Below are 25,798 nucleotides of genomic sequence, written 5' to 3' on the forward strand. Positions count from 1 at the left end.
CCCGAATTTATGCTTAATAATATAATTGGTTATAATAATAGCCAACATATTACCAAGGATACTTAATTAAGAAATAAACAGCCATACTAGATGTAACATAACACCTAATCCGGCTATCTTATTATTTCAATTTATTAGAAATTTATATTCTACAATTATATTTCAACCTCTGTTTCAGACAAATTCAATGCTTTTCCGCCCACCTTTACCTCAATAATTTCTTTCCCTTGAGTGGTTAACGCTATAACTATTTCTGAAGGTTTTTTCAAAGAGTAACCTTGCTCAACAGATATATTAATAACTTGTTCAGGTTCGATTTTACCATATTTATACAGATAACACGAAAGGGCACCGTTGGATGTACCAGTTGCAGATTCTTCTGGAATTCCATATAAAGGTGCAAAATTTCTACAGTGAGCATTTGAACCCTTTAGTGATTCAAGGGTAAAAATATGATAACCAATGGTATTATATTTACTGCTGATATTTGTTACTTTTTCAAAATCTGGTTTTATAGAATTTAATATATCTAAGTTTCTAATCGGTACAAGTATATCCCTAAGGCCAGTAGATACAATTTGCACTGGTAGATCCCCCAACATTTCATCTATAGTAATATTTAAGGAATCTGCAATTTCCTCCTTGTCTATTATTTCATAATAGCTTGGAGCATTTTGATCCATCATAATTGATAGGTCTTCGATTACTTCTACATTTAAAATTCCAGCCTTTGTTTCTTGAGAATATTTTCCTGGTTTAATATATCCTTGGCTTGAAAGTGTATAGAACGCTGCTATCGTTGCATGGCCACAAAGATCAACCTCTTCATTAGGTGTAAAGAATCTAACCTTAAAGTCAGCAAGGTCTGACTTCATGACAAAAGCAGTCTCACTAAAACCGATGATACCTGCTATTTTTTTCATGTCCTCATCTGATAGATAATCAGCGCTAAGTACCACTCCGGCAGGGTTCCCTCCCTCTATGGATTTTGCAAATGAATTTAATGTATAAACTTTTAACTTCATAATATGATCCCTCCAAATTCTATATCGATTTTATATTTGCACGATTGTCCCAACATTCATTTCTTCTGCTTTTGATACAATATAATTTGAAACTGCAAGATCCTGCAATGCTATACCAGTACTATCAAAAATCGTAATTTCTTCATTACTTGTACGTCCTTTCGCATTTCCAAGTATGAATTGTCCAATTTCAGTCAAATTGTTTTTGCCTAATATACCAGCCCTTATAGCACTTTGTGTTTCTCCGACTGTCGATGCTTGTGTAATATCATCTACATATACAGAAGCTACCTCAAAGATCTTATCATCTATTTCCTGTTTTCCAGTCATGTCTGCCCCGACACAACTGAAATGTATGCCTGGCTTAATCCACTCCTTAAAAATCAATGGTTTTCGCGAAGGCGTTATCGTAATTACTGCATCGGTTTCTTCCAAAGCTTTCACTGGATTTTCTACAGCTACAAACTGAACTGACTCAATTCTTTGTTTCCAGCTCTTATTATAAGTATCGTTTATATCATTTATGATTTTAATTATTGGCTTCAAAAGCCGCCTTTCAAGAAACGTTGACATATTATAAAGAACACAAAATTGACGCATTTGTCGGTAAAAATACGTATGCTATTAAGAAAGCGATAAATACGAAGAATCCACCAATCATCAACGTAGAGTATGCCATATTCATATGAGACGATTTAACAACTTGTGTAGTATAAAGGCATCCAAATTTGCATCCAACTAGATAAACAGAAATAACCAGTAGCCGAAGCATTACGTAGAGGTCTTATTCAATAAATTACTGCCAGTTAATGTGTGGGAAAAAATCATTATGTACAAAAAAATAGTTTTGATATGACAAAAGAGATTTAGATATGAGCCTAAATCTCTTTTTTATATTCTTCTAAAGAAATCTATCTTCAATTATGAAGGCTTTATAAAATAATTCTTTTTTCAGTTTGAGCATCAAAATAATGAGCTTTATCCATATTCAACATAAGGTCTATCTTTGATTGATTATGCACATCTGTTGAGGAGTCAACACGTGCAACGAAAGATTGACCATTATTATTCGAATAGAGATATGTTTCTGAACCCAGTAATTCTGACACTTCAATTTTGACATTTACTTTATTTTGATGGGACAAGTCTAAAGCTGTTTGATCATTATTGAAATCTTCTGGGCGTATACCTAAGATCATTTCCTTATTCATATACCCTTTATTTTTAAAGTACTCTAGTTTCTCTTCAGGGACCTGGAGCTTCCAATCACCAACTATAAAAGCACTTTCTGTTAGTGTCCCTTTGAAGAAATTCATTCCTGGAGAGCCAATAAAACCTCCTACGAAAACGTTCGTTGGGCAATCATATATTTCTTTAGGCGTACCAACTTGTTGAATGATGCCGTCCTTTAACACAACTATACGTGAAGCCATCGTCATCGCTTCTATTTGGTCATGAGTTACATATATTGTTGTTGTTTGCAATTGATGGTGTAATTTCGAAATTTCGGCACGCATTTGAACACGTAACTTTGCATCTAAGTTTGATAACGGCTCATCCATTAAAAAAACTTTTGCATTCCGAACAATCGCACGTCCTAATGCTACACGCTGACGTTGTCCACCTGAAAGTGCTTTCGGTTTTCGGTCTAAATAATTCTCAAGCCCTAGGATATCCGCTGCATGTTTTACACGTTCGGCAATCTCGTTTTTGCTATACTTTCTAAGTTTTAAACCGAATGCCATATTATCGAAAACCGTCATATGTGGATAGAGAGCGTAATTTTGAAAGACCATCGCAATATCTCGATCTTTAGGTGCAACATCATTCATACGCTTTCCATCGATATAAAAGTCCCCTTTTGTAATCTCTTCCAGACCTGCAATCATACGTAATGTCGTCGATTTCCCACACCCTGAAGGCCCTACAAAAACGATAAATTCTCCATCATTCACTTCTAGATTAAAATCTTTTACTATAGTTGTATCATTATCATATTTTTTATAAATATGTTCAAATAATAGTTGAGCCATTATTGCCTCCTAATATTGTAATTTTTTTAGAAAAAATCTACGTTATCTACAATACTTATCTCTAAGCTCTATTGCATGTTTTATCGATTGGTCAGCACCTTGAATTTGTTTTTCGATCAGCTCTTCTAAAAGTTCTTCAGGAGGATAGTAATAATTTTCAGGCTCGATTACATGGCGATCAAATGGAGGATTCTCTACTTTAAATGCACCTACTCCTACCTCCGAAACACCACCTGTCCCTTTCTCTCTTTTAAATCTAGCTACATACGGATAACACATTTCGATATTAATTCTTGTTAACGAGGAATGCTCCACCATAATTTTAAAGATTTCGTCTAAATCGATATTTCCTTGTCCTGCCGGAACACCGCACACTTTATACCCATCTTCCGCTTCGATGATAATATGATCTTTAAAGTGGGTTGTATACGTATACGGAGCAAGCTTTCTTGCTGCTTCCACTGGGTCTTCCCATGCCATCATTGAATTTCCAAAATCACAATGAGCTCCTACCCAGTTGCTGTTTACTTCATTTACAATCTGTATGATTTCGTCAGCTATTTCTTCCTCATGATTTTCAACAGCCAATTTAATTCTATATTTTTTTAGAAGTGGCACAACTTTTTTTATATTGTTTGGTGCTTGATCTAGTAAATCTTTATCATATATCCCTGGACAACAATACGTCCGAATCACATCTGCTCCAATTTTATGTGCTACTTCGATAACCTCTGATAAATGATCAGGCTCTGTTCCTCTTGCGTCAATCTCAGCGTATAATCCATATTTTTCAATTTCTTTACGCACCCTCTCTAAATGATCAGGTTCAGCGCCGCCAAGAGCCCCCCACTTAGGATGTAAATATTTATCGCCAGGATATGCTATGACATTTATCATTACCCCATTCAAACCGTGTTCCGCTGTTTTTCTAATAAAGTCGAAAATCTCCATTCGACCATTTTGAAAAAGTAAATGATAGGTTTCCGTTTCTAAGCCTAATTTCATCCGTTTCACCTTCTTCGTAATCAATTTAGTCATTGTTTTTAACTAGATAGACTTCTCTCATTTAATGACAATATGCTATAAAATCTTTTGAATATCTTTAACACTATCTATAATATAGTCTGCTTTTCCTTCTAAATCTTCCTTATTGCATGCACCAGAAAGAACCCCAGCTACTTCAATACGGCTATTTCGTGCAAATCGAATGTCAGTTAACGTGTCACCTACCATTAAAACTTCCTCATCATTCAGTAGGAATTTATCTTTGAAAATATGATAACATTCACTATTAGGCTTAGGTTTATTGATTCCATCATCTGCTCCTAAAAAATCTATATACTCATATAGCTTAGTCATTTTAAGCGAATGCACAGCTGCATCAACATCGTCTGCTGTCACAATACCGATAATATAATCATGATTTTTTAAATACTTTAATGTTTCTTGTGCACCTTTTACTTCTGTAAATACGAGGTCATCTGATGTAGAGTGCTTTTTGAATGATGCACAAACGTCGTGTATAAATTCCCCTTTTTTAATATTTTTTTCTCTCAAAATTGAATGCCATGCAGCAGCAATAAAAGAATTCGTTTGACTAGCTAGTAAACTCGTACTCTCGAAATCATTATTGTCCATTCCAATAATCTGCATATATTCATCTCGTCTGTTCTTTTCATTCGGAAACTTTTGAAATATATCATTAAGCACACAATCAACGATCTTGTACCAAACAGCATCGAGCTGTATTAATGTTCCATCCTTATCGAAAATAATTCCTTTCTTCATCTTCTTCTCCTCCTAAAACATAAAGCCTATTATTCTAATAAAAACAATCCAAATAATGAAGGTACTTCTTTCATTCAAAAGAGAAGAACCTCCATTTCTCTTCGAAAAGTTTATTATTTCTTTTTAACTTTGTCTAATTCTTCCTGAGCTATTTTCGCTGCTTCATCTAATGCTTCCTGAGCAGAGATTCCTTCGATTTCTACTTTATCTTTCGCAATATCTAGTGCATCATAGATTTTTCCGCCTGTTGGGTCGATAAATGGCGAAACTCCATATTTATTTGCTTGCTCTATCGGAACTAACGCCTGTGGTTGTTTTTTTACGAAATCTGCATAAGGCTTATAATCAGTAACATTGTTTTGAACAGGGATATAGCCTGTTTCCATTGACCATTCTGCTGTTTTCTCAGTACTTGTCGCAAATTTCATAAACTCATATGCACCTTGTGCTACTTCTGGATCAGTATTTCTAGTTAATGTTAAATAAGCTTCTAATTTCGGTGCCGGCTTATGGTCACCCCAGCCTGGTTGTGGAACTGCTCCAAATGTAGCTCGTCTTTCGGCCTCATCCATTCCCTCACCTAATGATTTAAAGACAAATCCTTGGTCACCAGATGAACCTGTATATCCTAACGATCTACCTTCCACAAAATCAATAATTGTGTTTTCCCAAATTGCGGTTTCACTACTCTTAAGCCAATCCAGGTATCCCTAACAAGCCTAGCACCGTATTGATATCACCAAATTTCGGTTCATAAAGAAGTGACCATACAATCGATACAGCTACTGTTGGTGTTACCCATGGCGAAAAAATCATCAATTTGTAAATGGCAGAGCCTCTGAAATTTTTTCTAAAGAACAAAGCAAAACCTAATCCTAATACAATCGTTGGAATAACTGTCCCAAATCCAAAATAAAGAGTGTTTAGTAATGCCTGCTTAAACGATGACTGGGTAAACAAATTGAAATAGATATCTAAAGCAACAAAATGAAAACCGTTTGTCATGAAATCCCAGTCTGTAAAACTAATACCTATACTAAACAAATTCGGAATAATCCAAAAGAGTGTAAGAGGTATTCCAACCGGTAATAAAAAGAACGCAGCTTTTGAAAATTTTATTTGCATTCAAGTCACCTCCTGCTTCACATTGTAATGCCAAATTATTAATCAGATGTTGTAATTTCATTAACAAGTTGTAAAAATAAACATATAAACAAAACAAAACAACACAAAACCAAAATACAATAATAAAAAAACTATTTCTCGTAGTCATTGAGAAATAATTTAATTCAATTAGCGATATTAACCCTGACATGCGAACAAATCTAAAGAGCATATTAAAAATGGATCAAAACATGTTCTTATTTAACTCTACAGCCATGTCGATTCTGGTAATCCATTGATTAAGAAAGGGTTTTTCTCACAAAAAATTTTATGGTATGATGTTCAGGTTGTGTATCTTCTATGTGACACATTTACATTCATCTAAGAAAAGAGGTATTTATGCACACCACAAAATTATCCAAGCGACATTGGTTGCTCATCTTAACACTTACTTTATTAACATTTGTTCTCGGGACAAGCGAATTTGTTATTGTCGGGATTTTAACAGATATTTCTTCAAGCCTACATATGACAAATGCAAAAGCAGGCACACTCGTTTCTGCGTTTGCCATTACGTTTGCCATCGCCACACCACTAGTGATGTCAGCAACAAGTCATTTTCCAAAGCGTAAATGGATGTTGTTTTTGATAGGGTCTTTCATCGTCCTGAATGCTTTGTGCGTCATTTCGACGAGCTACATCATGCTCCTTGCCCTTCGGATTATGACAGCGATAGTAACAGGGGTATTAATCTCCCTAGCCATGATTGTTGCGAGTGAAACCATGCCGATTAAAAAACGCGGACTTGCTATATCATTCGTTTTCGGTGGCTTCACACTTGCAAATGTCGTTGGAGTGCCAATTGGTATTGTAATCGCAGAATGGTACGGTTGGAATGCCACTTTCATGTTAACCACTTTCCTAGGAGTATTGGCGTTTGTGGCCTCCTTTTTTGTCTTACCTAATAGTCTCAGTCAAGTACGCAGTTCAATACGGGATCAGTTTTCTTTAATGACCAAGCCACGAATTTTGATGGCTTTTTTCATTCCTGCTCTCGGATTTGGCGCAACTTATGCCGTCTTTACTTACCTTGTTCCTATCTTAAAGGAAATGGGAGCACCAAATAATTCAATTAGTTTAATCTTATTTGGTTACGGATTTATCTCGATTTTCAGCAACATCCTCGCCGGTAAAATTGCCAACCACAATGCAATCGGTCGCCTTCGGTTTGTTTTTCTCGTACAGGCAGTTGTTCTGACAAGTTTATTTTGGACGACAAATCAATTTATTTTAGGACTGGTAAACATTGGCCTAATGTCGTTAATGGCCATCCTCTTAACAACATCTACTCAGCTATATTTAATAGACCTTGCCGGAATTTATCAGCCAAATGCTACTGGACTCGCCGCTTCACTTATGCCAGTGGCAAGCAACGTAGGCATCGCTTTTGGTTCTGCATTAGGTGGAATTGTATACCATCAAGGGAATTTAATGAATATAACATGGGTCGGCGGAATAGTTGCAGTCTGTGCAAGTATATTAACTTTCTTTTGTCATCTTTTAGACCAAAAACAAAAGAAATCAGCTTAAAAATGACATGAGCAATTATTCATGAGTGAAATTTATTCTACAACGCTCTTTGCTTGGATGGGTCTACTTATTTTACTCAGTATACTTACACACTTCCTAATGAAAAAACGAGCACATAAACCTTGGGACTTATCAAACTGCTGAGGGTATTTGTGAAATTGCATTTTTTTGGGAAGGTGGTAGTCGTTTTGATTCACATTCGAGCTACTATAATATTTACACTAACGGTAGCAATATTTCGGCAGATGCGATGAAATTTCTTACTTAAAAGAAAAAAAAGTTGCCTGTAAAGATACTATTTAAATGCAACAAATACTTTAGTAAAAATACAAATCAGACAGGCACATTCGCATGAAGAGAATGTGCCTGTTTTAAAAAACCGCGCTTACTTGTGATAAGGTTTATTCCCCGCCTCCCCAAAGATGAATGCATCTGGCTTACCAATCGGGCTGCAATTTACAGGTCGCTTCGCAGATGAGTTAACCCATCTACAGCTTGGGAAACAATTAGAAGAATCTGCTCTCACGGAAAGATCGTAAACCACCCGTACATGTTATATATCTGACATACTATTAAAACGTTGCTATAGCAACGTCTTAATAGTATGACATCATCTACCTTTGTCATTTCTTCTTGAACGCACGTTAAGTTTTCAATAGACGATTCGTTTGTATACTCGCCCTTAAGTGATGGAAATAAATTCATAATAATGATCGAGCCATATCTAATTTTTCCAGATTATTCATGACATACATTGTCGTTTGTTCTTGCACCACTTAATACTTTCTTAGTAACGTTTAATATTAGCAATATTATTGCAATATAATTGACATGGACGTAAACGAATTAACATCTCTTTGTTCTTTTTCTCAGAAAAATCTATGTTACGATTATTTAAAATTAGCAACCAAGAACATGGAGGATAAAAAAAATGCTTAAAAAAATTATATCAATTGTACCAGTTGCAATGCTCTCGGTAACTTTAAGTGCTAATGCTCAAGCTGCAACGATTACCGTACAAAAAGGTGATACTCTTTGGGAGCTATCACGTGAAAATAATACATCTGTAAAAAATATCAAAAAGTTAAATCATCTTACTACCGACCTTATTCACCCCGGGGAGGTCCTGACCATTGCACAGCAAAAACAATATACCGTAAAGCAAGGTGATACATTATGGGACATAGCCATAGATCATCAAGTAACAGTTTCGCAAATTAAAGAATGGAACCAATTACATACTGATTTCATTCATCCAGGTTTAAAACTATTCATCTTTGACAGTTTGAGAACAAGTAATACGGCTGAAACTGAAAAACCAATAATGCCTGCAGCATATGAATCAAAGGGAGCTACAACTTCAGCAGCCGCACCATCAACAAATAAAACAACTTCAAAGGATCGTACACCTGAAGCAACTGCTCCATCAACAAGTAATATAGCTTCAAAGGATCATACACCTAAAGCAACTGCTCCATCAACAAGTAATACAGCTTCAAAGGATCATACACCTAAAGCAACCGCTCCATCAACAAGTAATACAGCTTCAAAAGTAATTACAGTGGAGGCTTCAGCCTATACGGCTTCATGTGAGGGATGTACCGGTATTACCGCTACTGGAATTAACCTTAAAACAAACCCAAATGCAAAGGTCATCTCAGTTGACCCAGCTATAATTCCACTTGGTAGTAAAGTTTATGTAGAAGGCTATGGTGAAGCGATTGCAGGAGATACTGGCGGAGCCATTAAAGGAAATCGAATCGATGTCTTTTTTCCTTCACAACAGGATGCAATCAATTTTGGAGTAAAACAATTAAAGGTAACAATCTTAAACTAACATATCTATTACCAGCCTCTCCTTAGGATTTCTATATCTGTACAAAAAGGTGTTTTTAAATCATTATAATAAGCAAAAAAGAACTAGGTTGATCCTTTTTTGCTTATTTTTTAGCTCTTCCAATAGGTTTGTTATCGTCTCACTTGCTTCTTCTAAGGTGTTTTCTGCTATCGAAATGGCTGTTTCATTCATTGCCCCCGATAAACAATGGGTCATAGCATCCACAGATACTGGTATTAAATATCCTACCTTTTTCATAATGTCTATTAATCCTCAATTTTCGGAAATAGAAATTGAATTACAAATTCCTTCCCATACTTAGAGTCAACTTCAATTTCAATTTCAATCTGCAATTCATCGCATAATTTCTTTACAAAATACAATCCTATCCCAGTAGACTGTTTTCTGTTAGAATTATCTCCTGAAAATCCTTTATCAAAAATGAAAGGAAGATCAGAATTAAGCACCCCGATACCATTATCAGATATCCTTAGAGAATACTGATTTTTCACGCTATCAAAACCAGTTTTTAACCAGATAAAACTATCAATCTTTTCATTAGACTGCATTAACAAGTATTTGCGTGAAAATAAACTGGATCGCCTTTTCATCTGACACGATTGGCACATCTTTCATCTGAGAAATAACTTTCACTTCTTTTTCATCCAGTAATGTCTGAAGTTCCATACCAATTAAGTAATTCGGTTCTTGAGAATTGGATTTTCTATTCTTCTAAATGATTATTATTTCTACACCATTTGCTGCTAAAGCACTTTGCCATTCTATATCGAGTTTAGCATTCGTAAATAATATATCGATATCATCAAAACTCCCACTTTTATAAAACTTCATTAAGTTGAATTTAGATTCATCTGCCATCATGACAACTTGTCTTGCATTTTTCTTTAAGCGGTTAAATATTTGAGCGTCTTCAATATACGTACATGTTAACTCCTTTTCTAATGAGATTCCATCACAGGAAGCAAACAATTTATTAACTGTAAAATGATCCAGGAAGTTTAACGTCATATCACCAGACAATGCTAATGAATTTGTATTTAACATTCCACCAGCTACTATAAGTTTGCAATCAAATGACTCATACTGTTCCTTTAGCTCAATAATTTTATTAGCTGCAGGTATAGAGTTTGTTAAAATGGTTATGTTTCTTTTGTCATATATATAGTCCAATATTTGCAACGTAGTTGTGCCAACTTCAATGGCAATAATATCATTATCCTCTACCAATTTACTTGCTGCCATTGCTATTCTTCGTTTTTCATCAATGTTTTCATTGCGACGTTTATTAAAAAATAATTCCACGGTATGATCGTTTTTCTTTAAAGCCCCACCATGTATTTTTGTTAACTTGCCTTCTTTATGCAACAAATCTAAATCTCTTCGGATGGTTTCTGTCGTTACATTTAACACTTTTGCTAAATCATTGACCATCACACGATTGTATTGATCTAGCTCATCTAATATGTATTTTCTTCGTTCAAATTGTGTATAAGACTTCATAATAAACACCTCTTTGTATTCCACCAATATACTTTAACCTTTACCGAAATATGTACTCTTATACCAACATACTTTTTCAATCAAGAACAGACTTCAGTATTGATTCTTAGTTATATTGTATTTAATTTACCAAGCAAATGGAAGTTTTCCTATTAACACTTAACCTTTTAAACATTCCATTTACATTTCAAAAGGTATATGTTTACTATTTATTTCTTTAAGTGAAGTCTGCGAAAAGTTGACACCATTTTTTTCGAACTAAGTTAAACTGAATCTTATAACTCAACATCAAAATAGTTAGCATTCTGTAATGAAGGTCACTTTTATTTCCTCATTAGCTTACTCCCTTACTCTTATTATAATAATCATATCAATTCCACCTTTTCAAATGTAAAGTTGACTAAATTTAAAAATACAAGAGCCGCATAAAACACGACTCTCTCAACCGTAAGCCCGACATATAAAAAAAGCGCATCTTCTCGGTACGCACGACGAATAGCCATCTATCTGAATTTTTTTTCGGATAGATGGCTATTTTGCACATGTGACTTAGATTTTTTTCGACCAAGGCATGTAATTATTTAAAATCTCTGGTTGTTGGTGAATCGGTAAATTTGGCAATTCTGTCATTAACGTCACTAGGTATTAATAGAAATCGATGCCGTTTGCTTTTGCCGTTTCAGCCAAACTTAAACAGATCGCATTTGCTTTAGCGCCTGCTTCACTAACAGAGAAAAGCCAGTTCTTACGACCGATCACATTTGGACGAATCGCATTTTCAGCTGGATTATTATCGATTTCAATTCGACCATCGAATAGAAAAGCCTTTAATCCGTGCACACGATTTAATGTGTATTCGGCAGCTTTTGCGAGCGCATTTTTCCCGAAGAAAGGTGATTCGTCAACCCATTTTACATTTTAGAAACTTCTCTACAATCGGCTTTGAATGTTTTTGCCTTACTTTTCGGCGTTTACCTGGTGAAAGATGCTTGAATTGACGTTCTAGGTGATACAGTTGATCACAGTAATCCACGCCAATTTGCCCGTTTTTGCTATCAACTTTCAGCCAATAACGTCGCACATGCGCCTAACAATATGCGAACGTGACTTAGGTAGATTCCCGTATGCCGAATAACCATCACAAATCACGGTCCCTTTAAAGCCCTCTGTAAATTCTTCTAATACAGAACGACTTCTCGATAATGCACTTTGAAAAAGAACGATGATCGGTCCTTGACTTGGCACACTTCGGAACACCCAATTATAGGCGTTCGATTGACCGGATTTTCCGTCTGAACGTTTGATTATTTGCGCATAAGTTTCATCCACATGTAGAGCAGATTTTGCTGTTAATGTCTGCTTCATCTGTTCATAAATCGGTAGAATACTTTGATTTTTCCGATTTCGAACCGTACAAAGCCTTGGTTAATTGGCGAACTTGTTCTGTTAACAATTCGATTTGTTTCAATGATTGATCCAACTTCTTTGTCAGTTCATTGTTTTGCTGATTTGAATGGGCCAATTGTTGCTCAAGTAATCGAATGAATCGTTCATTTTGGTCAGAAGATACGTTACCCACTGTATTCACCACATTTCGTTCAGTATAAGTCATGGATGATGATACCACTTAGGTGAATAGATTTAAAAGACACCTTTATCTGATTTCGCAATTGCCTTTGGCTGCTGAAGTGATAAGCCTTCCAACAGCCAACGAAGCTCCTGTTGTGAAAGATTACGCACTTCCTCCTTTTCATCTTTTGGCCATTGCAGTTTACCATTATCTAATCGTTTATAAAGCATTGCGAAGCCATCTCCATCAAAGTACAAACATTTATAACGGTCTTTGCTCCACCCAGAAAACAAGAAGATGGAATCACTATATAGATCGAGTTTAAAAGAATCCTGGATGAGCGTTGCGAGGCCGTCAATACCTTTACGCATATCGGTCTTGCCGCAAATAATATAGATGTTCTGCACGCTTGTAAAATCATGCTTCATAGCTTGTTCAACTCTTTCAGGATCGTTTGGATGATGCGCTCATCTACGCCATTAAAGAAGGAAATTTCAGTGCTAGTTGTTTTAATGATGCAGCTCGGCTCAGGAGAATTTTGTGGTGAAGTTGTTGATGAAGAGTTGTCAGTGATCGGATCTAGTGTCACAGGGACAATAGTTAGTTTGGTAGTTGTCATAAAGAAGCACCTCCTCTAATTTGATACATTTATCGTACCGGAGGTGCCTGGTTGTTTATATGCGTTATTTGATTACGGGCTTACGATTGAAACATCCAAAAACCTGCTTTTTCACTCTCTTCAATTAAAATCGAAACAAGCTTAGGGCAATGCTTTTCCCTCTACCTGCCTTAGAAGGCAGAGTCAAAACTTTAAAAAGTGCGAGAAATCAATTCCTGATATCTCACACTTTTCTGATTATATTTTTTAGATTTTGCTTTAAAATGGTTACTTATTTCTCAGCCTCTCTCAATTTAGGAAAGCGGATATTTAGCTTTTATATATTATACTTGCACCAACTGCAACGCTTTTTTAACCTCCTGAACATCTTTTGCTAATACGCTCTTCACATTCGATCCGAACCATTCCAATGACGCATCTACCTCCACGATTGAAAGTACTTCTTCTAGAATTTCATTATAATCAATTGCACCTTCAAACAATGGAACCATCCCTTCTCTAGACCCTGATGCAGCATAAACATTGTTTGGAGAAAAAACATCAAGTTGTGCACGTGAGGCAATATTTTTAAAGTGAAAATGTGAGATATAAGGACGAAGTTGCTTCGTGGCAACAATAGGATTTATCCCTGATTCCCATATATGCAAAACGTCAAAGTTCACTCGTAGGCTTGGGTGATTCGTTTCTTCGAGTAACTGCATCGTTGAAGGTAGATTATCTGTCAATGTATTCGGATGAGTTTCAACAAGCAAATACTGTCCTTTTGACTCAAGATAATCACAGAGCATTCTAAGCCTGGAAATAAGTTCTTTCCTTTCTTTTTTACTCGTGTCTGAACTACCATGTTTTCCTACAAATGTACGAATCTTATTCGTTCCCCAGCGTTTTGCAAGTAATGATAACTTCTCTGTTTCAGCCATCATCTCAGAAACTGGTGCTTCTAATGGCAAATAATCACTAAGCATGCTCGTTTCCAAACCGTAGGAGCTTAGCCAATCCGCTCCATAATGAAGTTCATCTGCCATGTTCTTTGCATGAACACCCCAGAGCTCGATTCCTTGAAAACCTTGCGTTTTTGCAAATTGGGCTAATTGGTCAATCGAGTGGAGATGGTGCCGAAACGAGATTGTACAGATAGATAGTTTCATATTATAACCTCTTTCTTGTGCTGTAATGGTAACCATGCTTGAAAGCATTCTTGTAATCCTTGCTTAATCTTGAACTCAAGGAGATTTTGTTCTTCTAACTTCACAAAAATATCTTCCGCTAATAACAAATTTTCCGTCAGCGCAAGCTTCATCGATCGATACTGAATCGTTGTATAGCCATTCACTAGACGCTCAATTTCATCACACCATGTGTCAAATCCTTCCTCTTCGCGGCCAAGTGCCTCCCAAAAAAATGCAAATGCATGCTCATATGCATACTTTCTAATCGCTATAACCGGCAATTGTTTTAACGCAATCGGAAGTTTTGACATCCTTTCTTTTTCTTTTCCTTCTATATACTCTTTAATAATTTCGGTAATTGCATCTGTCAACGGATTACAATGAAGCTTTATACATGTATTAAAATAGGCTTCAACTGTCTCTGTAGTTGGGGGAATAATCGTCTTTGCATCAAAGTAATAACCACCTTCGACAGTTGGCTCTTGAATTGCAGCTACAATTCTCTCCTTCGGTAAAATCCCTTCCCAGCGAAAATCAGGGTCATACATAAACCATTCTTCTTCATTTTCTGTCGATTCTAGCATCACATAATGAGGGAATGGACGTTGATGAAATTTATTCTCTCGCTCTGGAAGCATCGATAAATCCAGCATCACCATCACATGTTGATGTGGAGATTTATTCTCTAATAATCCTAGCAGTTTGTTTATATTTTCTTGTTTTGATTGCTGTTCGTCATACCATTTGTAAAGCTTGATTCCATAGAGCATTTCATACCATGTTTGAAAGAAATGATGATCAATTTGATCAGAGTGGTATGCTAGCACTCCGTTATCAAGCACATCAAAATCTGCGTCCCATACTCCAAAATAGTATGGCCTATGATCGACGCCTTTCGTTTTCTTAATAACCTCACAAACACAGCTTACAAAACAATGAACTTTTATCATTTTTAGCCTCCGATTATTCTACCTTTTGCTGTTTTTTTAAAAAGCTTGCTAGTGTTCCTACTGTTTTGAAATCTTTCGGAACCAGAACCTCATCGGGAATGCAAATGCCAAGATCCAACTCTATATGAAGAATCAGTTGAAGGACCATAATTGAATCCATATACAAATCCTCATTTAATCGGGCATCTTCATTAAAAGAGGACAATGTCTGCAACTCTAATGAATTTTCCATAATATCATAGATGCTCTTGATCAATTGTTGGCGCGTCATACTAGTATGCCTCCAAGTTTTTTTCTACTTACTTTTCCGTTAGGTAGCTTTTCGATTTCATGAACAAACACAAACTCAATCGGAATTTGATGTGGCGCGAGAAATTTCCGGCACCATTCTCTAAGTTCCATATTATCGATCGGTTTAGTAGACACATACAGTGCGCATACTCGTTCTCCTGATAAGTTGTCTTGTTTCTTATATACGACTGCTTCGGCTATCCTTGGCTCATCCATTAACACGTTTTCAACTTCTTGCGGATACACATTCAAGCCTGCTACATTAATCGTGTCATCTATTCTTGCAAGAAAAGAAAGAACATTATCTTCTATATAGCCAAGATCTTTCGTATAAATCGTTTGTGTAGAGGTTTCAATGATAATTTCGCTCGGTGTTTGTTTATTACCAGCTGTCACCTTCACATGAGGAAGGGGATAACCCATTTCTTTCGGATCTTCCACACTAGGGTGAATCGCAACACAGCCTGATTCAGAGCATCCATACTGCTGTAGTACTTGGTTAGATTTCTCTCTTAACGATGTCAACCAGCTATGTGGCATCACAGTTCCTGACGTCATCACGCGATCAAATTGTTGATCAATAGGTAATAATTTACTTAATGTATAAAGTAACGCTGGTGCCCCATAGAGTATGTGCTTAGGATATTCTTTTAGCTTTTTCAACATATATTTAGGATTACTATTCGTAATAATAACCGGCTTTGCTCCCCTTCTTATGCAAGCTAAGACACCACAAATGAATCCATAAGAATGAGTAACCGGACAAGCGACAATAGAATTTGTCAAGGAATCAACAGGTAACGTCTTCACATAGCTTCCAATCTCTTCTTCCACTGAGCTCCACGTTCGTTCAATACATTTCGGAGCTCCTGTTGTACCTGAGCTCATTTGAACTAATACTCCCTCTTGTTCATTGGAATCATTTGATAGTTCTATGAAAGAATCGATCGATTGGTACAACAAAAGATGACTACCTGCTGAAGAAGCAAGCCGCACAGATCCCTCTTTTGGCGTCGCTGGATGGATTGGGACGACTGATCCACCTTTTTGGCGAATATATAAACAAAGAGCTATATATTGGAAAGTATCCTCCGTACAAATAGCTAGTCTGCGATTGCTACACTCTCTTAGATGAGATAAGCTTTCATATATTTCATATTGCTTCTCAATATCTTCTACTGTATAAAATTGATCATTGACATAAAACATCATCATTTCCCCTTTTTATCCGCTTGCACCAACGTATTACTGACGAGATGTCGAAAATTACCTTCTTCTTGATTTTGAAGTTTCTTAGTTAGCAAAGATTCTACATAAATATGTGCGCTAGTATGCTGAAGCTGTTCATTCCTTGAGCATAATGATGGAAAACGTTCAAAGTGCATCTGTATCCCGTCCCTAACTTGATTCCAAAAACGTGTTTCTGCAAATCCATATTGCTCTTCTAGCAAATAAGATAGTTCACTTAAATGAAACACGAATAATGTATCCATAACTAACTCTCGTAAAGCTTCCACAGAAGACATCCAATAATAATGATCGACAGGTGCATCTTTAAAACGATCGTGTATCGTTGCAAAGTCTGGAACGAGGCTTCTGTCTGCAATAAATTCTTCCGTATATTCGATACTGTCATGGAAATCTCTCAGTACGACCCGAGTCGGCCACCCATTTTGATGTAATAAGATCATATTTTGCGCATGGGCCTCAACAGCAATACCATGAGCGACAAGCAAGTGCCACACAGGAATAACACTCACTTCGATTAAGCGCTTTACCCACTCATCCATTCCATATCGGAAAAGCCAATCAGCTATAAAGGGACGCTCATCTTTCTCCATCATCATTAGCACCGTAAACGGTACCGCTTCCTCATCATCCTTCATATACGATCGCACACTTTCTCGCCATATTGAGCCAAGCTGACCTTCTAGTTTTCTGCTATGCTTTTTTGCATTTGGTTCAAAAATTATCCCTGCATATTCTTCCAGTACAATAAGAGACGCTTCCTTTTGTAAATAGGGGTCTAATTGAATCACCTGTTTAAGCCATGCTGAAATATGAGGAGCGGCACAAACAGCATGAGAATGTAGCTTTCGTAATGAAGAGGTATTCACCATATTCATCGAGCATTTTAATTGCGCCTTCTCAGGATTTGAAAAGTTCCATAATGTTCGCACCGATTGAGTTGCCCGATAGTAATCTCCTTTTACATCTAGAGGAATTAGATCTTTTTGCTCCATTAATCCCGCTAGTTCTTGCTTCATGTTATGCATTGCCAAGGATGAACCGGTAAGAACGTATATTCTTCAAATGTTCCATCGAATACCGCAAGCGTTGCAAGAAGGTCTTCCCACAGCAAATGCCCTAGCTCTCTTTTCCAAAAGTTCTCTTCCTCTTCAAGAACAGAAATTCGTACGTAGCTTCTTCTCACAGCAACCCATTGAAGAGTAAAAGATTGCTTTGCCTCAGGTCCATAGTCTTTATGGTCATCAATTGTAAAACCAGTTCTTGATTTAAAACATGGATGATATGAATGTCCTTCAATGATTTCTGATTCTAATTCTTCATAGCTCGAATTTCTTCTAGACTTTGGCATTTGAAGATGACGAACATTCCATTCACAAAGCTTACTCGTTAAATGAAGTTCTTTCAGTAATCGAATTTTGTCTCTATGGGTAGAAAGTAATTCATCTACTAGATTCTCAAGCGTTGCCTCTAGTATCGTTTCATCTTTTTGTACTAGAAAAATACTATCTCCCTTTATTAGGATGCGATCAAATGCCATTCTTCGCCCTTCACAACGATAAGTGCACTTCTGTCCAAAAAGAGTAAAAATTGAAGTCCATTTATCTAGACGAGTTTCTTCATAACTGATTAGTCCTTCAAAAATCATTGCTTCCACAAGTTGCCGTCTTACACGTAGCTCTTCTTTTTTAGAAGCTAAAGGCTGTAGCTGCTGCATATTCTGCCTCCTCATACTGTAAAACAAACGGATTTGGAATTTTTGTGTATACCGCTTGTTCAAGTTCGGCTTCAAGTTCATCTACATCATGAATTCTTGTTAATAAATTTGCTTTGAACGCAAGCTTATCTTGTTCTAGAACGTTACGAACAAATGCCTTCCCGAGACCTGTAAATTCTTTTTCTAATAAGTGCAGTTGATCGTTGGACCACTTCAAAAGAATTTTTTCATCGATTAGCTGATCTGCTCCAAATCGGGAAATAACGGGAAACAATTGATTCATAAACAAATAATATGTAAATCTATCATGAATAAGGGTATCTTCGTAAAATAGCTCATCTGTTTCATGTAAAGAAGGCTCTATCGAAAGAAGTTCTTCTTTATATGTTTTTGATAAGTAATATCCTTGATTATCACGATAATAATAAGCAGTTGGATAACCTGAAGAAATGTTTAACACGCTATTTTGCTGATGTGCTTCGAGAGCTATCCCATACTCATCGTATAACCTTAATAATGGTTCAATAGCACATTTCCAATAGACTTTAAACCAATCTAAACTTATGCTTTCTAATGAGTGGAATTCTGATTGAGAGATTTCCATAATGAGCTGATATAGTCTCGATTTTTCTTTTGGCAGAGGTTCTTGTACAAGAGCGGCGATCATGCAGATTCCTTCATCGTGTCCTTTAGGAAATACGTTTGAGCGAAAAATCACCTCAAACCCTGATTCCGTCTGATTTGGAAACTCTACAGTCATATAAGCTGGGTCATCAATCATCCGAAAAGATGAATGGTTGTCGAAGAAATCAATCTTATTCATTAACCGAGCCATAGCAATTCCAGCTTTTAGTTCATGCATTCGATTTACCCTCAATGAATTCGTGATTTTTACAGGAATTGAAAACTTATACATCATTTCTTCATTAGAGCTATATACGGTTCTTATCGAAGAGGTTGCTGTATAAAATGCCCCAAGCGCACCTTCGTATTTTATCAATCCTTCAGCAAGCGCTTTTTTTACATACTGTTGCTGTAAAAGCCACTGTGCTTGAAGTGGGTGCATCGGAATGAGACAATCCTTCTCTGACATAACAATATCAGGTTGTGATTTTATTAAAGACTGATAAATGAGTTCACTTGCACTTTTTTCTAATACAGAGGACTCTTTCACAATTTTGCGGTCTACACGAAAATAGTGAAGTTGGAAATGACCTTGTAACTCTGGAGCAAAATCCATTTGTTGCCAATTCGCCATACCTTGTCTACTTTTAGGTGTCGGATGAAGCCAATGTCCAAATAAGAGAGACTGCTCAGCTTCAATAAATGTAGCGTTTGCTCCATTTTGTTTTTTATATTCCAAACTGTTTTCAATATAATTTGCCATCGTTTGATAGCTCTCAATTAAGCGAAGAATGAGTTCATCAAAATGGGGAGAAAGTCCAGGACATCCATCCGACTTTGTCATTAAATGTAGCTCTTGAATGAGCGAGATGAGTGTCGTTAATTTATCTTCGAGAAGCCACTGTTTTTGTTTCGTACAATACTTCAACGAGACACCAAATATATGTCTTCCAACAAGAGATTTGTATTCTACACCAAATGCAATACGAGTGTTTTGCAACGGCAACTCAAGCTCTAACATATGTCCCTCTGTAATCAGGAAAGTTAGTCGTTGTTCTTTTATCCACTCCTCCTTTTTGACCCAATGTCCGCTACTCACTTCTCGTATATAACAATTCATAAACGCCTGAAACGTTGCATCTTCTGCAATCTGTTTAGCAATCTGTTGCATAAAATAAGCCATCCTTTCACAGAGTCTTCTACTCACCGAATGATAATGATTCTCATCGGTTGTTAAAAAAATTTGTCTTCCTAATTAGAAAGACTGACAATAAGAAGTAAATGGAAACAAATGTGTTGCTGACAAATAATACACGTTCCTAGTCATTAAAAGACAACTAAAAATTAATAGGATGATAGTAAATTCAAAACTATACAATTTGATTGATAATGATTATCATTTTCAACCATATCTACATAATACAGGAAATACATAAATGGTCAAATGTCTAAAGACCTATAGCGATACAAGCCATCGAAATAAATAAAACTGTAGCAGAAGGAATCGTTTCTTATATCACTTGTACGATTTTATTGATTTATGATCTATTGTAACGACAAAATATTACAAAGAGAAAACGCTATCTCAGAGTGAATTAACCTTTGTTTATGTATACACATTATTCTATTGTTATCAAAAGAAGAGCCGCATTAAAATGCGACTCTCCATCTTTACCTTTTTAATTTCCTTGTCTTAAATCATGATGGCCGTATTTTGCCAAAAAAGGGATACGTTTCGTAAGTTTGTTATAGATAGTGAATAGGACTTGAACGACCGGCTCCAATTTTTTGGAAAACTTGATAATGACAAAACTTGCCCCTAATGACAGAAGTGCTCCACCAATTACGTCAGCTGGATAATGTACGCCGACGAAGATACGTGAAATACCTACTAGGATGGCCCATACTAATACAGGATACTTCCACGAGTCTTTTCGTAATAACAACGTACATGCCAAGGAGAATACTAATACTGAATGATCACTTACAAACGAAGAATCGTCAGCATGCGGTACTAGCTGATGAACATTATACGTTATGAATGGTCGTGGGTGATAGTTAACAAAGTGAATGAGTGCGTTGAGACCCAATCCTAGTAAACATGTAAAGACAATGTATATTGCAGTATATTGTTTTTCTGCCCTTTTTTCCTTGTTTGCAGTAAACCATAAAAATAACATGAATACGATTACGATATACGGAACGCTATCAGTGATGAAAATCATTCCTTTATCTAGTAAAGGATAGCGACCAGCTAGATCATTAATCCATTGAAATATTCCATAATTCATTTTGTAAATCTCCTTGCTTTCAGTAAATTAAAGTTTTTCAAACATGCGCAAATTTCAGTTGAATATCTGCTTACCCTTTCATACATGACGTCATCATAAGCCTTATTGTTTCTTTTATTTACAAAAAAAATCCCGATTCATCAACAAACCACAGATGAAAATGAAAAAATCATATCTCTCCCAAATTCGTTTTTTAGAATATTAAATCGCAAACTAGAAAATATTATAGTAAGCTAGCAAAAATCGGTATAATGATGATAAAATATTTTAATAAAGGGGGCTACAAATATGGGGAAATTAAGCAAAAGAAATATACTGTGGATTGTGCCAATCGGAATTTTAGGGGTATTCTGGTATTTTTACGGTCCACAAAAGGACATTACAGATAATGAATATATTACATATGTAAAAAACTATTCATTCGAAAATAGTAGTAAAACAATAGAATCGGGCTTTGCAAACGCTTGTCAAAATCCATATTGGGTGTATTTTGAAACCCAAAAAGGACAGGACGTTGTTGAATTTAAAGGAGAATGTCCTATCAATAATAAAACCGCAAAAGTGAATGTTCAATTTTTAGTGGATCGTGATAAGACAAATGTGAGAAACGGTGCCATGCTGGTTGATAATAAAATGCAGGAGGAAGCAGATCGAGATAAATACCTTCTCGCTTTAGTAGGACAATAAAGATAAATAGTTAAAAGCTCTCGTTTGAACTGCGAACGAGAGCTTCTTTTTATCGAATCGAGGTTTAGAAATGCCGAACTGACGGATAACTCCCCTCAACACTTTATAAAAATAAATTATTTTACAGCTTTCCAAATGGTCCATCTGTCCTTTTCAACTATAGGACTCTCAGTTGAAATCGACTTATCAATATAATTCACTAATTCATTTAATTCTTCAGGGTCTAATTCGTGCAAAATACTTCTGCCTGTTCTTTCCCGTAAATCTTTTAACAATTGCTCTTTCTGTTCATAGACATTTCTTGTTTCCCATAGCTTTACTTCCTTAACCTCGCTAAACCCAATTACCTTAAGTGTCTCAATTACTAGCTCACTACTATGTCTGCGTTTTATTTCTTGCTCCTTTAATTTTGGAAAATGCTCAAAGAAATAGCCTCTAATATGGTAGTCATCACCTTTTAATAAACAATCTTCAGGTGTCCGGTCTTGGATAATGAAAACCCCTTTATCCTCCAAAATTCTAAATGCCTCTTGAAAACAAGCTTTTAAATCTTGGATATGATGAATGAAAGCTCTTTCCAGTACCAACTGGAAGCTGTCATTGTCTAAGCCTGTAGCCAATGCATTTCCTTGCTTGAAAGTAATAGTATGATAGTCTTTACAATTTTCTTTTGCCCCAACGAGCATAGCCTGTGAAAAATCCACACCTATTACAGAAGGTACGCCCATATCTGCTAATGCTTTCGCATAAATTCCTCCGCCACAGCCAATATCTGCAGCCCTCGAAAAATTCATGATAGGGACAAGTACTTTCATTGCTTCCATCCACGAGTGGTCAGCTTGTCGAGTTGTATAAGTAGTTTGATTGTCCTTATTGTGAAAATCAATGCCCATCTTCATCACTCTTTTCTGTTTTTATACCAATCTTTATGGAGATTCTCGCTAACATTATTTTACAACCATTCAATACATAAGTAAAATCAATGTTAATTATTAATTTCCATAAGTTTCTCTTATGATAATTGGCAGTGATACTGAAAATAGCGTTGAGTTTTCAATGATTTAAATCTTAGCAAAATTCAAGGGACTTCTTTATCTCCCAACTCACTTTCTTTTTCAATAATTGAACGCATTCCACTAGCTTCAAGAGTTCCTTTTAATATTGTTTCTATCAACATCGTAGCTACTTCCTCTGGTGATTGTTGTGTATCGTGTTGTAGCCAGTACGTAATTACTCCCAAAATTGCATTTGAGTTATACGCTAATGTTAATTCAATTGGGAACTTCCATTTGCTTTTATCAGTACGATTACCAAGATAAGCATTGAAATATCTCACAAAAAACTGTCTCATTTTTTCATAGAAAAATGGATCACCATTTGGACCTAATATTAATTTTAAGGAATCAGCTTCTTCATAAAACACATGTAAAATTTGGGTCATTACAGGCAATCGTTCTTGTTTAAACTGGTTGATATCTATAACTAAAATTGTAGTTTCATCTAAAATAGCGTTGAATTTTTCAAAAATTTCGTTCTCATACTGTTCTAATAAATTGTATTTATCCACGTAGTGTAGATAAAAAGTTCCTCGATTAATATTGGCACGCTCCGTAATATCTCGAACGGTAATGGCTTCAAAGTTCTTTTCAGAAAGCAAAGAGAAAAATGCATGTTTAATTTCATTTTTCGTTCGTATAATTCGTCGATCTGTTTTTGACATAGAGTCATTCCTCCCTTTTAATGAACACATTTTTTTATATGTTGAGTATTGAACACTTTGGCTACTTTTGATTATAGGAAGTGATTTTTTTAGAGTATATAATCAAGCTAAGAAATAATCAACACGCTGTACATTATCTGAAAGGAGAATTTCTATGAAAGAAAATAAGTTTTTCGGTATAGCGTTTATTGCTGTACTCTTCTTATCCTTCATTTTTGTAGCAACACAAATTCCTGGAGCCCATTCATCACCTAAAGATCTTCCAATCGGTCTTGTTCTTGAGGATGAAGGCAACATGGGGCAAACTTTTGTCGAGATGATTCAAAAAAATCCACAAGCAACAAAGGAATCCCCCTTTAAATGGGTAGTATTTAAAAATGAACAAGATATGAATGAAAAATTAGCGAATCAAGAATTGTATGGAGCTATTTATATCCCTAAAGATTTCTCTGAAAAGTATGCTTCATTCCAAACACCAACCCCTACATCAGCAACGCTAAAGATTTATATAAGCCAAGGGAAAAATGCAAACGTTGCAACTATGGTTACACAAGCTTTATCTACAATGGTTGAAAAAATGAATGACAATGTCAGCGCCCAATTATTAGCTGTTACTGAAAAAAATAATATTCCGTTAAACGCTAATCAGGCACGCACTTATACAACGCCTATCCAAAGTGAACTAGTCAATGTGCATGAAACCGGTAAATTAAGCAATGCACCACTTTCATTCTTCCAGCCTATATGGATAAGTAGTTTAATCAGTGCTATTCTTTTATGGTTTACTGGAAGAAATCGTAAGTTTAATACTGTATTGGAGCAACTTAAATTCCGAGTATTCCAGGCATTGATTGCCATAATCATTGGTTTATTTGGAGGCTATTTATTAACTTGGTACTCCACTTGGATGTTGGATTATGAGTTTGCAGATTTTCACCATGTTGCTCTATTTTTATCACTAACTTGCGCAACATTTATATTATTAATACTAGCTATCACTACATGGATTCAATTTGCGAGTTTACCTATTTTCATACTATTAATGTTCTTTGGTTTACCGCTTCTACAAATTGCACCAGAAATGTTACCTAGTTTTTACACTGATTGGATCTATCCATGGTTACCATTCCGCTTCATGTTTGAAGGATTAAAGGAGATTCTTTTCTTCAGTGGAGAACTTTGGAGCTCTGCAGCAGTTACATTATGCTGGATTGCTGTTGTAAGTATTTTAGTATTACTTCTATCTGTTGTAAAACGTAGTTCCTATAAAGAGGATAATTCAGCAGAAGGTATAACTTCTGATATGGAAGGTGAAGAAGTAGAAGTTTAAGGTCAATCGTATTGAAGAAGAAGATTTGGTACCTATTATAAAATGAAGCTCATCAAAAAGGGTAAACTTGTGCCACAAAAAATAATAATAGCTCTCATTTGAAAAAGTCGAAACAAAACAGATCAGGAGCTTTATACAAAATATAGATTGAAGCACAAAATAACCAGGTACTCAAATTATTAAAGGAGTCCTGGTTTTTTGCTTAATTGGATAATATTAAACGGTTGGTAGCTTCTGAATTACCCGAACAATAAATAAGCAATCCCTATAATTACACAAACAATCCCACCTAAAAATTGTCCGATTCCAGATGCTTCTCCCATTAATAACAAATTAAAAATATTTTTGCTTTTTTGGCTCTTTCCAAAGATACCATCATCTGTCTTCATTCGATAAATTCCCCAAGCAGTTAAAATAATCCCAAAAATAATAAAAATACTAACTAAACCTAACATACCTAAATAATCTCCTTATTTGTCATTTTCATCAAAAATAAAAACTTCCTCTATCGATTTATTAAAAATCGATGCAATTTTATACGCAAGTAGTACAGAAGGATTATACTTCTGATTCTCAAGTGAAATAATCGTTCTTGACGATACACTTACACGATCAGCCAATTCTTGCTGCGTTAAATTATGCTGTTTTCTTAAATCTCGTACTATATTTTCCATATTCATTCTC

28 protein-coding genes and 4 pseudogenes are annotated in these 25,798 nt (G+C 35.7%); 4 read left to right on the plus strand and 28 right to left on the minus strand.

Features of this window, described 5'->3' with window-relative positions; all coding sequences use genetic code 11:
• Positions 1 to 155 precede the first annotated feature (155 nt).
• From ACYQ73_RS09550 to ACYQ73_RS09580, 7 genes and pseudogenes are all read right to left on the minus strand, one after another.
• Positions 156 to 1,025: a PhzF family phenazine biosynthesis protein gene (locus tag ACYQ73_RS09550; protein WP_460012264.1), complete on the minus strand. Its 870-nt coding sequence runs from the start codon at positions 1,023 to 1,025 to the stop codon at positions 156 to 158.
• A 30-nt stretch (positions 1,026 to 1,055) separates the two neighbouring features.
• Entirely contained in the window at positions 1,056 to 1,571 is a 516-nt protein-coding gene (locus tag ACYQ73_RS09555) for a hypothetical protein (protein ID WP_460012265.1), read from the minus strand.
• A 386-nt stretch (positions 1,572 to 1,957) separates the two neighbouring features.
• Entirely contained in the window at positions 1,958 to 3,058 is a 1,101-nt protein-coding gene (locus ACYQ73_RS09560) for an ABC transporter ATP-binding protein (RefSeq protein WP_460012266.1), read from the minus strand.
• A gap of 42 nt (positions 3,059 to 3,100) precedes the next feature.
• On the minus strand, positions 3,101 to 4,063 hold the full coding sequence (locus tag ACYQ73_RS09565) for a sugar phosphate isomerase/epimerase family protein (RefSeq protein ID WP_460012267.1): 963 nt from the start codon (positions 4,061 to 4,063) through the stop codon (positions 3,101 to 3,103).
• Between the two features lie 75 nt (positions 4,064 to 4,138).
• Positions 4,139 to 4,846 (minus strand): HAD family hydrolase, encoded by a 708-nt coding sequence (locus ACYQ73_RS09570; protein WP_460012268.1) that lies wholly within the window; start codon positions 4,844 to 4,846, stop codon positions 4,139 to 4,141.
• Positions 4,847 to 4,959: 113 nt separating this feature from the next.
• Positions 4,960 to 5,517 (minus strand): annotated as a pseudogene (locus ACYQ73_RS09575) (extracellular solute-binding protein); the annotation flags it as partial.
• Between the two features lie 25 nt (positions 5,518 to 5,542).
• Positions 5,543 to 5,971 (minus strand): annotated as a pseudogene (locus ACYQ73_RS09580) (carbohydrate ABC transporter permease); the annotation flags it as partial.
• A 378-nt stretch (positions 5,972 to 6,349) separates the two neighbouring features.
• Here ACYQ73_RS09580 and ACYQ73_RS09585 point away from each other — a divergent pair.
• On the plus strand, positions 6,350 to 7,540 hold the full coding sequence (locus ACYQ73_RS09585) for an MFS transporter (RefSeq protein ID WP_460012269.1): 1,191 nt from the start codon (positions 6,350 to 6,352) through the stop codon (positions 7,538 to 7,540).
• 931 nt (positions 7,541 to 8,471) lie between these two features.
• Entirely contained in the window at positions 8,472 to 9,377 is a 906-nt protein-coding gene (locus ACYQ73_RS09590) for a 3D domain-containing protein (RefSeq protein WP_460012270.1), read from the plus strand.
• Positions 9,378 to 9,440: 63 nt separating this feature from the next.
• Here ACYQ73_RS09590 and ACYQ73_RS09595 read toward each other — a convergent pair whose 3' ends face one another.
• The 17 genes and pseudogenes from ACYQ73_RS09595 to ACYQ73_RS09675 form a co-directional block, all read right to left on the minus strand.
• The gene (locus tag ACYQ73_RS09595) at positions 9,441 to 9,635 is read right to left on the minus strand and encodes a hypothetical protein (RefSeq protein ID WP_460012271.1); all 195 of its coding nucleotides are present in this window, start codon (positions 9,633 to 9,635) and stop codon (positions 9,441 to 9,443) included.
• Between the two features lie 8 nt (positions 9,636 to 9,643).
• Positions 9,644 to 9,946: an ATP-binding protein gene (locus ACYQ73_RS09600; protein ID WP_460012272.1), complete on the minus strand. Its 303-nt coding sequence runs from the start codon at positions 9,944 to 9,946 to the stop codon at positions 9,644 to 9,646.
• A complete protein-coding gene (locus ACYQ73_RS09605; RefSeq protein WP_460012273.1) occupies positions 9,936 to 10,064 on the minus strand; it encodes a hypothetical protein in 129 nt (42 codons plus the stop codon). The genes ACYQ73_RS09600 and ACYQ73_RS09605 overlap by 11 nt, the downstream gene beginning before the upstream one ends.
• 45 nt (positions 10,065 to 10,109) lie before the next feature.
• Positions 10,110 to 10,898, minus strand: coding sequence for a DeoR/GlpR family DNA-binding transcription regulator (locus ACYQ73_RS09610; RefSeq protein ID WP_460012274.1), 789 nt, complete (start codon positions 10,896 to 10,898; stop codon positions 10,110 to 10,112).
• Positions 10,899 to 11,543: 645 nt separating this feature from the next.
• Positions 11,544 to 11,777 (minus strand): annotated as a pseudogene (locus ACYQ73_RS09615) (IS66 family transposase); the annotation flags it as partial.
• A gap of 22 nt (positions 11,778 to 11,799) precedes the next feature.
• Positions 11,800 to 12,263 (minus strand): annotated as a pseudogene (locus tag ACYQ73_RS09620) (IS66 family transposase).
• 4 nt (positions 12,264 to 12,267) lie between these two features.
• Positions 12,268 to 12,489, minus strand: a complete 222-nt coding sequence (locus tag ACYQ73_RS09625; protein ID WP_460012275.1) for a hypothetical protein — start codon at positions 12,487 to 12,489, stop codon at positions 12,268 to 12,270.
• A gap of 50 nt (positions 12,490 to 12,539) precedes the next feature.
• Complete coding sequence (gene tnpB, locus ACYQ73_RS09630; RefSeq protein WP_460012276.1) at positions 12,540 to 12,896, minus strand: IS66 family insertion sequence element accessory protein TnpB; 357 nt, start codon at positions 12,894 to 12,896, stop codon at positions 12,540 to 12,542.
• Positions 12,893 to 13,087, minus strand: coding sequence for a hypothetical protein (locus tag ACYQ73_RS09635; protein ID WP_460012277.1), 195 nt, complete (start codon positions 13,085 to 13,087; stop codon positions 12,893 to 12,895). The genes tnpB and ACYQ73_RS09635 overlap by 4 nt, the downstream gene beginning before the upstream one ends.
• A 323-nt stretch (positions 13,088 to 13,410) precedes the next feature.
• The gene (locus ACYQ73_RS09640) at positions 13,411 to 14,235 is read right to left on the minus strand and encodes a sugar phosphate isomerase/epimerase family protein (RefSeq protein ID WP_460012278.1); all 825 of its coding nucleotides are present in this window, start codon (positions 14,233 to 14,235) and stop codon (positions 13,411 to 13,413) included.
• Entirely contained in the window at positions 14,232 to 15,206 is a 975-nt protein-coding gene (locus ACYQ73_RS09645) for a DUF6005 family protein (RefSeq protein ID WP_460012279.1), read from the minus strand. Before ACYQ73_RS09645 ends, ACYQ73_RS09640 begins: the two co-directional genes overlap by 4 nt.
• Positions 15,207 to 15,219: 13 nt before the next feature.
• Positions 15,220 to 15,477: a petrobactin biosynthesis protein AsbD gene (asbD, locus tag ACYQ73_RS09650; protein ID WP_460012280.1), complete on the minus strand. Its 258-nt coding sequence runs from the start codon at positions 15,475 to 15,477 to the stop codon at positions 15,220 to 15,222.
• Positions 15,474 to 16,706, minus strand: a complete 1,233-nt coding sequence (locus tag ACYQ73_RS09655; protein ID WP_460012281.1) for an AMP-binding protein — start codon at positions 16,704 to 16,706, stop codon at positions 15,474 to 15,476. Before ACYQ73_RS09655 ends, asbD begins: the two co-directional genes overlap by 4 nt.
• 2 nt (positions 16,707 to 16,708) lie before the next feature.
• Positions 16,709 to 17,764: an IucA/IucC family protein gene (locus ACYQ73_RS09660; RefSeq protein ID WP_460012282.1), complete on the minus strand. Its 1,056-nt coding sequence runs from the start codon at positions 17,762 to 17,764 to the stop codon at positions 16,709 to 16,711.
• Positions 17,761 to 18,462 carry an IucA/IucC family protein gene (locus ACYQ73_RS09665; protein WP_460012283.1) on the minus strand — a complete coding sequence of 234 codons (702 nt, stop codon included), beginning with the start codon at positions 18,460 to 18,462 and terminating at the stop codon, positions 17,761 to 17,763. The genes ACYQ73_RS09660 and ACYQ73_RS09665 overlap by 4 nt, the downstream gene beginning before the upstream one ends.
• A complete protein-coding gene (locus ACYQ73_RS09670) occupies positions 18,434 to 20,257 on the minus strand; it encodes an IucA/IucC family protein (protein ID WP_460012284.1) in 1,824 nt (607 codons plus the stop codon). The genes ACYQ73_RS09665 and ACYQ73_RS09670 overlap by 29 nt, the downstream gene beginning before the upstream one ends.
• A 508-nt stretch (positions 20,258 to 20,765) precedes the next feature.
• On the minus strand, positions 20,766 to 21,377 hold the full coding sequence (locus ACYQ73_RS09675; protein WP_460012285.1) for an undecaprenyl-diphosphatase: 612 nt from the start codon (positions 21,375 to 21,377) through the stop codon (positions 20,766 to 20,768).
• A gap of 288 nt (positions 21,378 to 21,665) precedes the next feature.
• Between ACYQ73_RS09675 and ACYQ73_RS09680 the strand changes: the two genes are divergently transcribed.
• The gene (locus ACYQ73_RS09680) at positions 21,666 to 22,064 is read left to right on the plus strand and encodes a glucosamine 6-phosphate synthetase (RefSeq protein ID WP_460012286.1); all 399 of its coding nucleotides are present in this window, start codon (positions 21,666 to 21,668) and stop codon (positions 22,062 to 22,064) included.
• Positions 22,065 to 22,180: 116 nt separating this feature from the next.
• Here the strand turns inward: ACYQ73_RS09680 and ACYQ73_RS09685 are convergent, their stop codons facing one another.
• Positions 22,181 to 22,957 (minus strand): class I SAM-dependent methyltransferase, encoded by a 777-nt coding sequence (locus tag ACYQ73_RS09685; RefSeq protein ID WP_460012287.1) that lies wholly within the window; start codon positions 22,955 to 22,957, stop codon positions 22,181 to 22,183.
• A 185-nt stretch (positions 22,958 to 23,142) separates the two neighbouring features.
• Positions 23,143 to 23,784, minus strand: coding sequence for a TetR/AcrR family transcriptional regulator (locus ACYQ73_RS09690; RefSeq protein ID WP_460012288.1), 642 nt, complete (start codon positions 23,782 to 23,784; stop codon positions 23,143 to 23,145).
• Between the two features lie 154 nt (positions 23,785 to 23,938).
• On the opposite strand from ACYQ73_RS09690, the gene ACYQ73_RS09695 reads away from it, so the two are divergent.
• Positions 23,939 to 25,114: a YhgE/Pip domain-containing protein gene (locus ACYQ73_RS09695; protein ID WP_460012289.1), complete on the plus strand. Its 1,176-nt coding sequence runs from the start codon at positions 23,939 to 23,941 to the stop codon at positions 25,112 to 25,114.
• Positions 25,115 to 25,353: 239 nt separating this feature from the next.
• Here the strand turns inward: ACYQ73_RS09695 and ACYQ73_RS09700 are convergent, their stop codons facing one another.
• Together ACYQ73_RS09700 and ACYQ73_RS09705 are read right to left on the minus strand one after the other, a co-directional pair.
• Positions 25,354 to 25,569 (minus strand): hypothetical protein, encoded by a 216-nt coding sequence (locus tag ACYQ73_RS09700; protein WP_460012290.1) that lies wholly within the window; start codon positions 25,567 to 25,569, stop codon positions 25,354 to 25,356.
• Positions 25,570 to 25,584: 15 nt separating this feature from the next.
• Positions 25,585 to 25,788, minus strand: coding sequence for a helix-turn-helix transcriptional regulator (locus tag ACYQ73_RS09705; RefSeq protein ID WP_403004290.1), 204 nt, complete (start codon positions 25,786 to 25,788; stop codon positions 25,585 to 25,587).
• Positions 25,789 to 25,798 lie beyond the last annotated feature (10 nt).

It is taken from the genome of Lysinibacillus sp. CTST325 (genome assembly GCF_054665055.1).

What these genes read in the sequence shown, in the direction of transcription:
- ACYQ73_RS09550 (WP_460012264.1), bottom strand. Translation starts at nt 1,025, where the DNA reads ATGAAGTTAAAAGTTTATACATTAAATTCATTTGCAAAATCCATAGAG.
- ACYQ73_RS09560 (WP_460012266.1), bottom strand. Translation starts at nt 3,058, where the DNA reads ATGGCTCAACTATTATTTGAACATATTTATAAAAAATATGATAATGAT.
- ACYQ73_RS09565 (WP_460012267.1), bottom strand. Translation starts at nt 4,063, where the DNA reads ATGAAATTAGGCTTAGAAACGGAAACCTATCATTTACTTTTTCAAAAT.
- ACYQ73_RS09570 (WP_460012268.1), bottom strand. Translation starts at nt 4,846, where the DNA reads ATGAAGAAAGGAATTATTTTCGATAAGGATGGAACATTAATACAGCTC.
- ACYQ73_RS09585 (WP_460012269.1), top strand. Translation starts at nt 6,350, where the DNA reads ATGCACACCACAAAATTATCCAAGCGACATTGGTTGCTCATCTTAACA.
- ACYQ73_RS09590 (WP_460012270.1), top strand. Translation starts at nt 8,472, where the DNA reads ATGCTTAAAAAAATTATATCAATTGTACCAGTTGCAATGCTCTCGGTA.
- ACYQ73_RS09595 (WP_460012271.1), bottom strand. Translation starts at nt 9,635, where the DNA reads ATGAAAAAGGTAGGATATTTAATACCAGTATCTGTGGATGCTATGACC.
- ACYQ73_RS09600 (WP_460012272.1), bottom strand. Translation starts at nt 9,946, where the DNA reads ATGCAGTCTAATGAAAAGATTGATAGTTTTATCTGGTTAAAAACTGGT.
- ACYQ73_RS09605 (WP_460012273.1), bottom strand. Translation starts at nt 10,064, where the DNA reads ATGGAACTTCAGACATTACTGGATGAAAAAGAAGTGAAAGTTATTTCT.
- ACYQ73_RS09610 (WP_460012274.1), bottom strand. Translation starts at nt 10,898, where the DNA reads ATGAAGTCTTATACACAATTTGAACGAAGAAAATACATATTAGATGAG.
- tnpB (WP_460012276.1), bottom strand. Translation starts at nt 12,896, where the DNA reads ATGAAGCATGATTTTACAAGCGTGCAGAACATCTATATTATTTGCGGC.
- ACYQ73_RS09635 (WP_460012277.1), bottom strand. Translation starts at nt 13,087, where the DNA reads ATGACAACTACCAAACTAACTATTGTCCCTGTGACACTAGATCCGATC.
- ACYQ73_RS09640 (WP_460012278.1), bottom strand. Translation starts at nt 14,235, where the DNA reads ATGAAACTATCTATCTGTACAATCTCGTTTCGGCACCATCTCCACTCG.
- ACYQ73_RS09645 (WP_460012279.1), bottom strand. Translation starts at nt 15,206, where the DNA reads ATGATAAAAGTTCATTGTTTTGTAAGCTGTGTTTGTGAGGTTATTAAG.
- asbD (WP_460012280.1), bottom strand. Translation starts at nt 15,477, where the DNA reads ATGACGCGCCAACAATTGATCAAGAGCATCTATGATATTATGGAAAAT.
- ACYQ73_RS09655 (WP_460012281.1), bottom strand. Translation starts at nt 16,706, where the DNA reads ATGTTTTATGTCAATGATCAATTTTATACAGTAGAAGATATTGAGAAG.
- ACYQ73_RS09660 (WP_460012282.1), bottom strand. Translation starts at nt 17,764, where the DNA reads ATGAAGCAAGAACTAGCGGGATTAATGGAGCAAAAAGATCTAATTCCT.
- ACYQ73_RS09665 (WP_460012283.1), bottom strand. Translation starts at nt 18,462, where the DNA reads ATGCAGCAGCTACAGCCTTTAGCTTCTAAAAAAGAAGAGCTACGTGTA.
- ACYQ73_RS09670 (WP_460012284.1), bottom strand. Translation starts at nt 20,257, where the DNA reads ATGCAACAGATTGCTAAACAGATTGCAGAAGATGCAACGTTTCAGGCG.
- ACYQ73_RS09675 (WP_460012285.1), bottom strand. Translation starts at nt 21,377, where the DNA reads ATGAATTATGGAATATTTCAATGGATTAATGATCTAGCTGGTCGCTAT.
- ACYQ73_RS09680 (WP_460012286.1), top strand. Translation starts at nt 21,666, where the DNA reads ATGGGGAAATTAAGCAAAAGAAATATACTGTGGATTGTGCCAATCGGA.
- ACYQ73_RS09685 (WP_460012287.1), bottom strand. Translation starts at nt 22,957, where the DNA reads ATGGGCATTGATTTTCACAATAAGGACAATCAAACTACTTATACAACT.
- ACYQ73_RS09690 (WP_460012288.1), bottom strand. Translation starts at nt 23,784, where the DNA reads ATGTCAAAAACAGATCGACGAATTATACGAACGAAAAATGAAATTAAA.
- ACYQ73_RS09695 (WP_460012289.1), top strand. Translation starts at nt 23,939, where the DNA reads ATGAAAGAAAATAAGTTTTTCGGTATAGCGTTTATTGCTGTACTCTTC.
- ACYQ73_RS09700 (WP_460012290.1), bottom strand. Translation starts at nt 25,569, where the DNA reads ATGTTAGGTTTAGTTAGTATTTTTATTATTTTTGGGATTATTTTAACT.
- ACYQ73_RS09705 (WP_403004290.1), bottom strand. Translation starts at nt 25,788, where the DNA reads ATGGAAAATATAGTACGAGATTTAAGAAAACAGCATAATTTAACGCAG.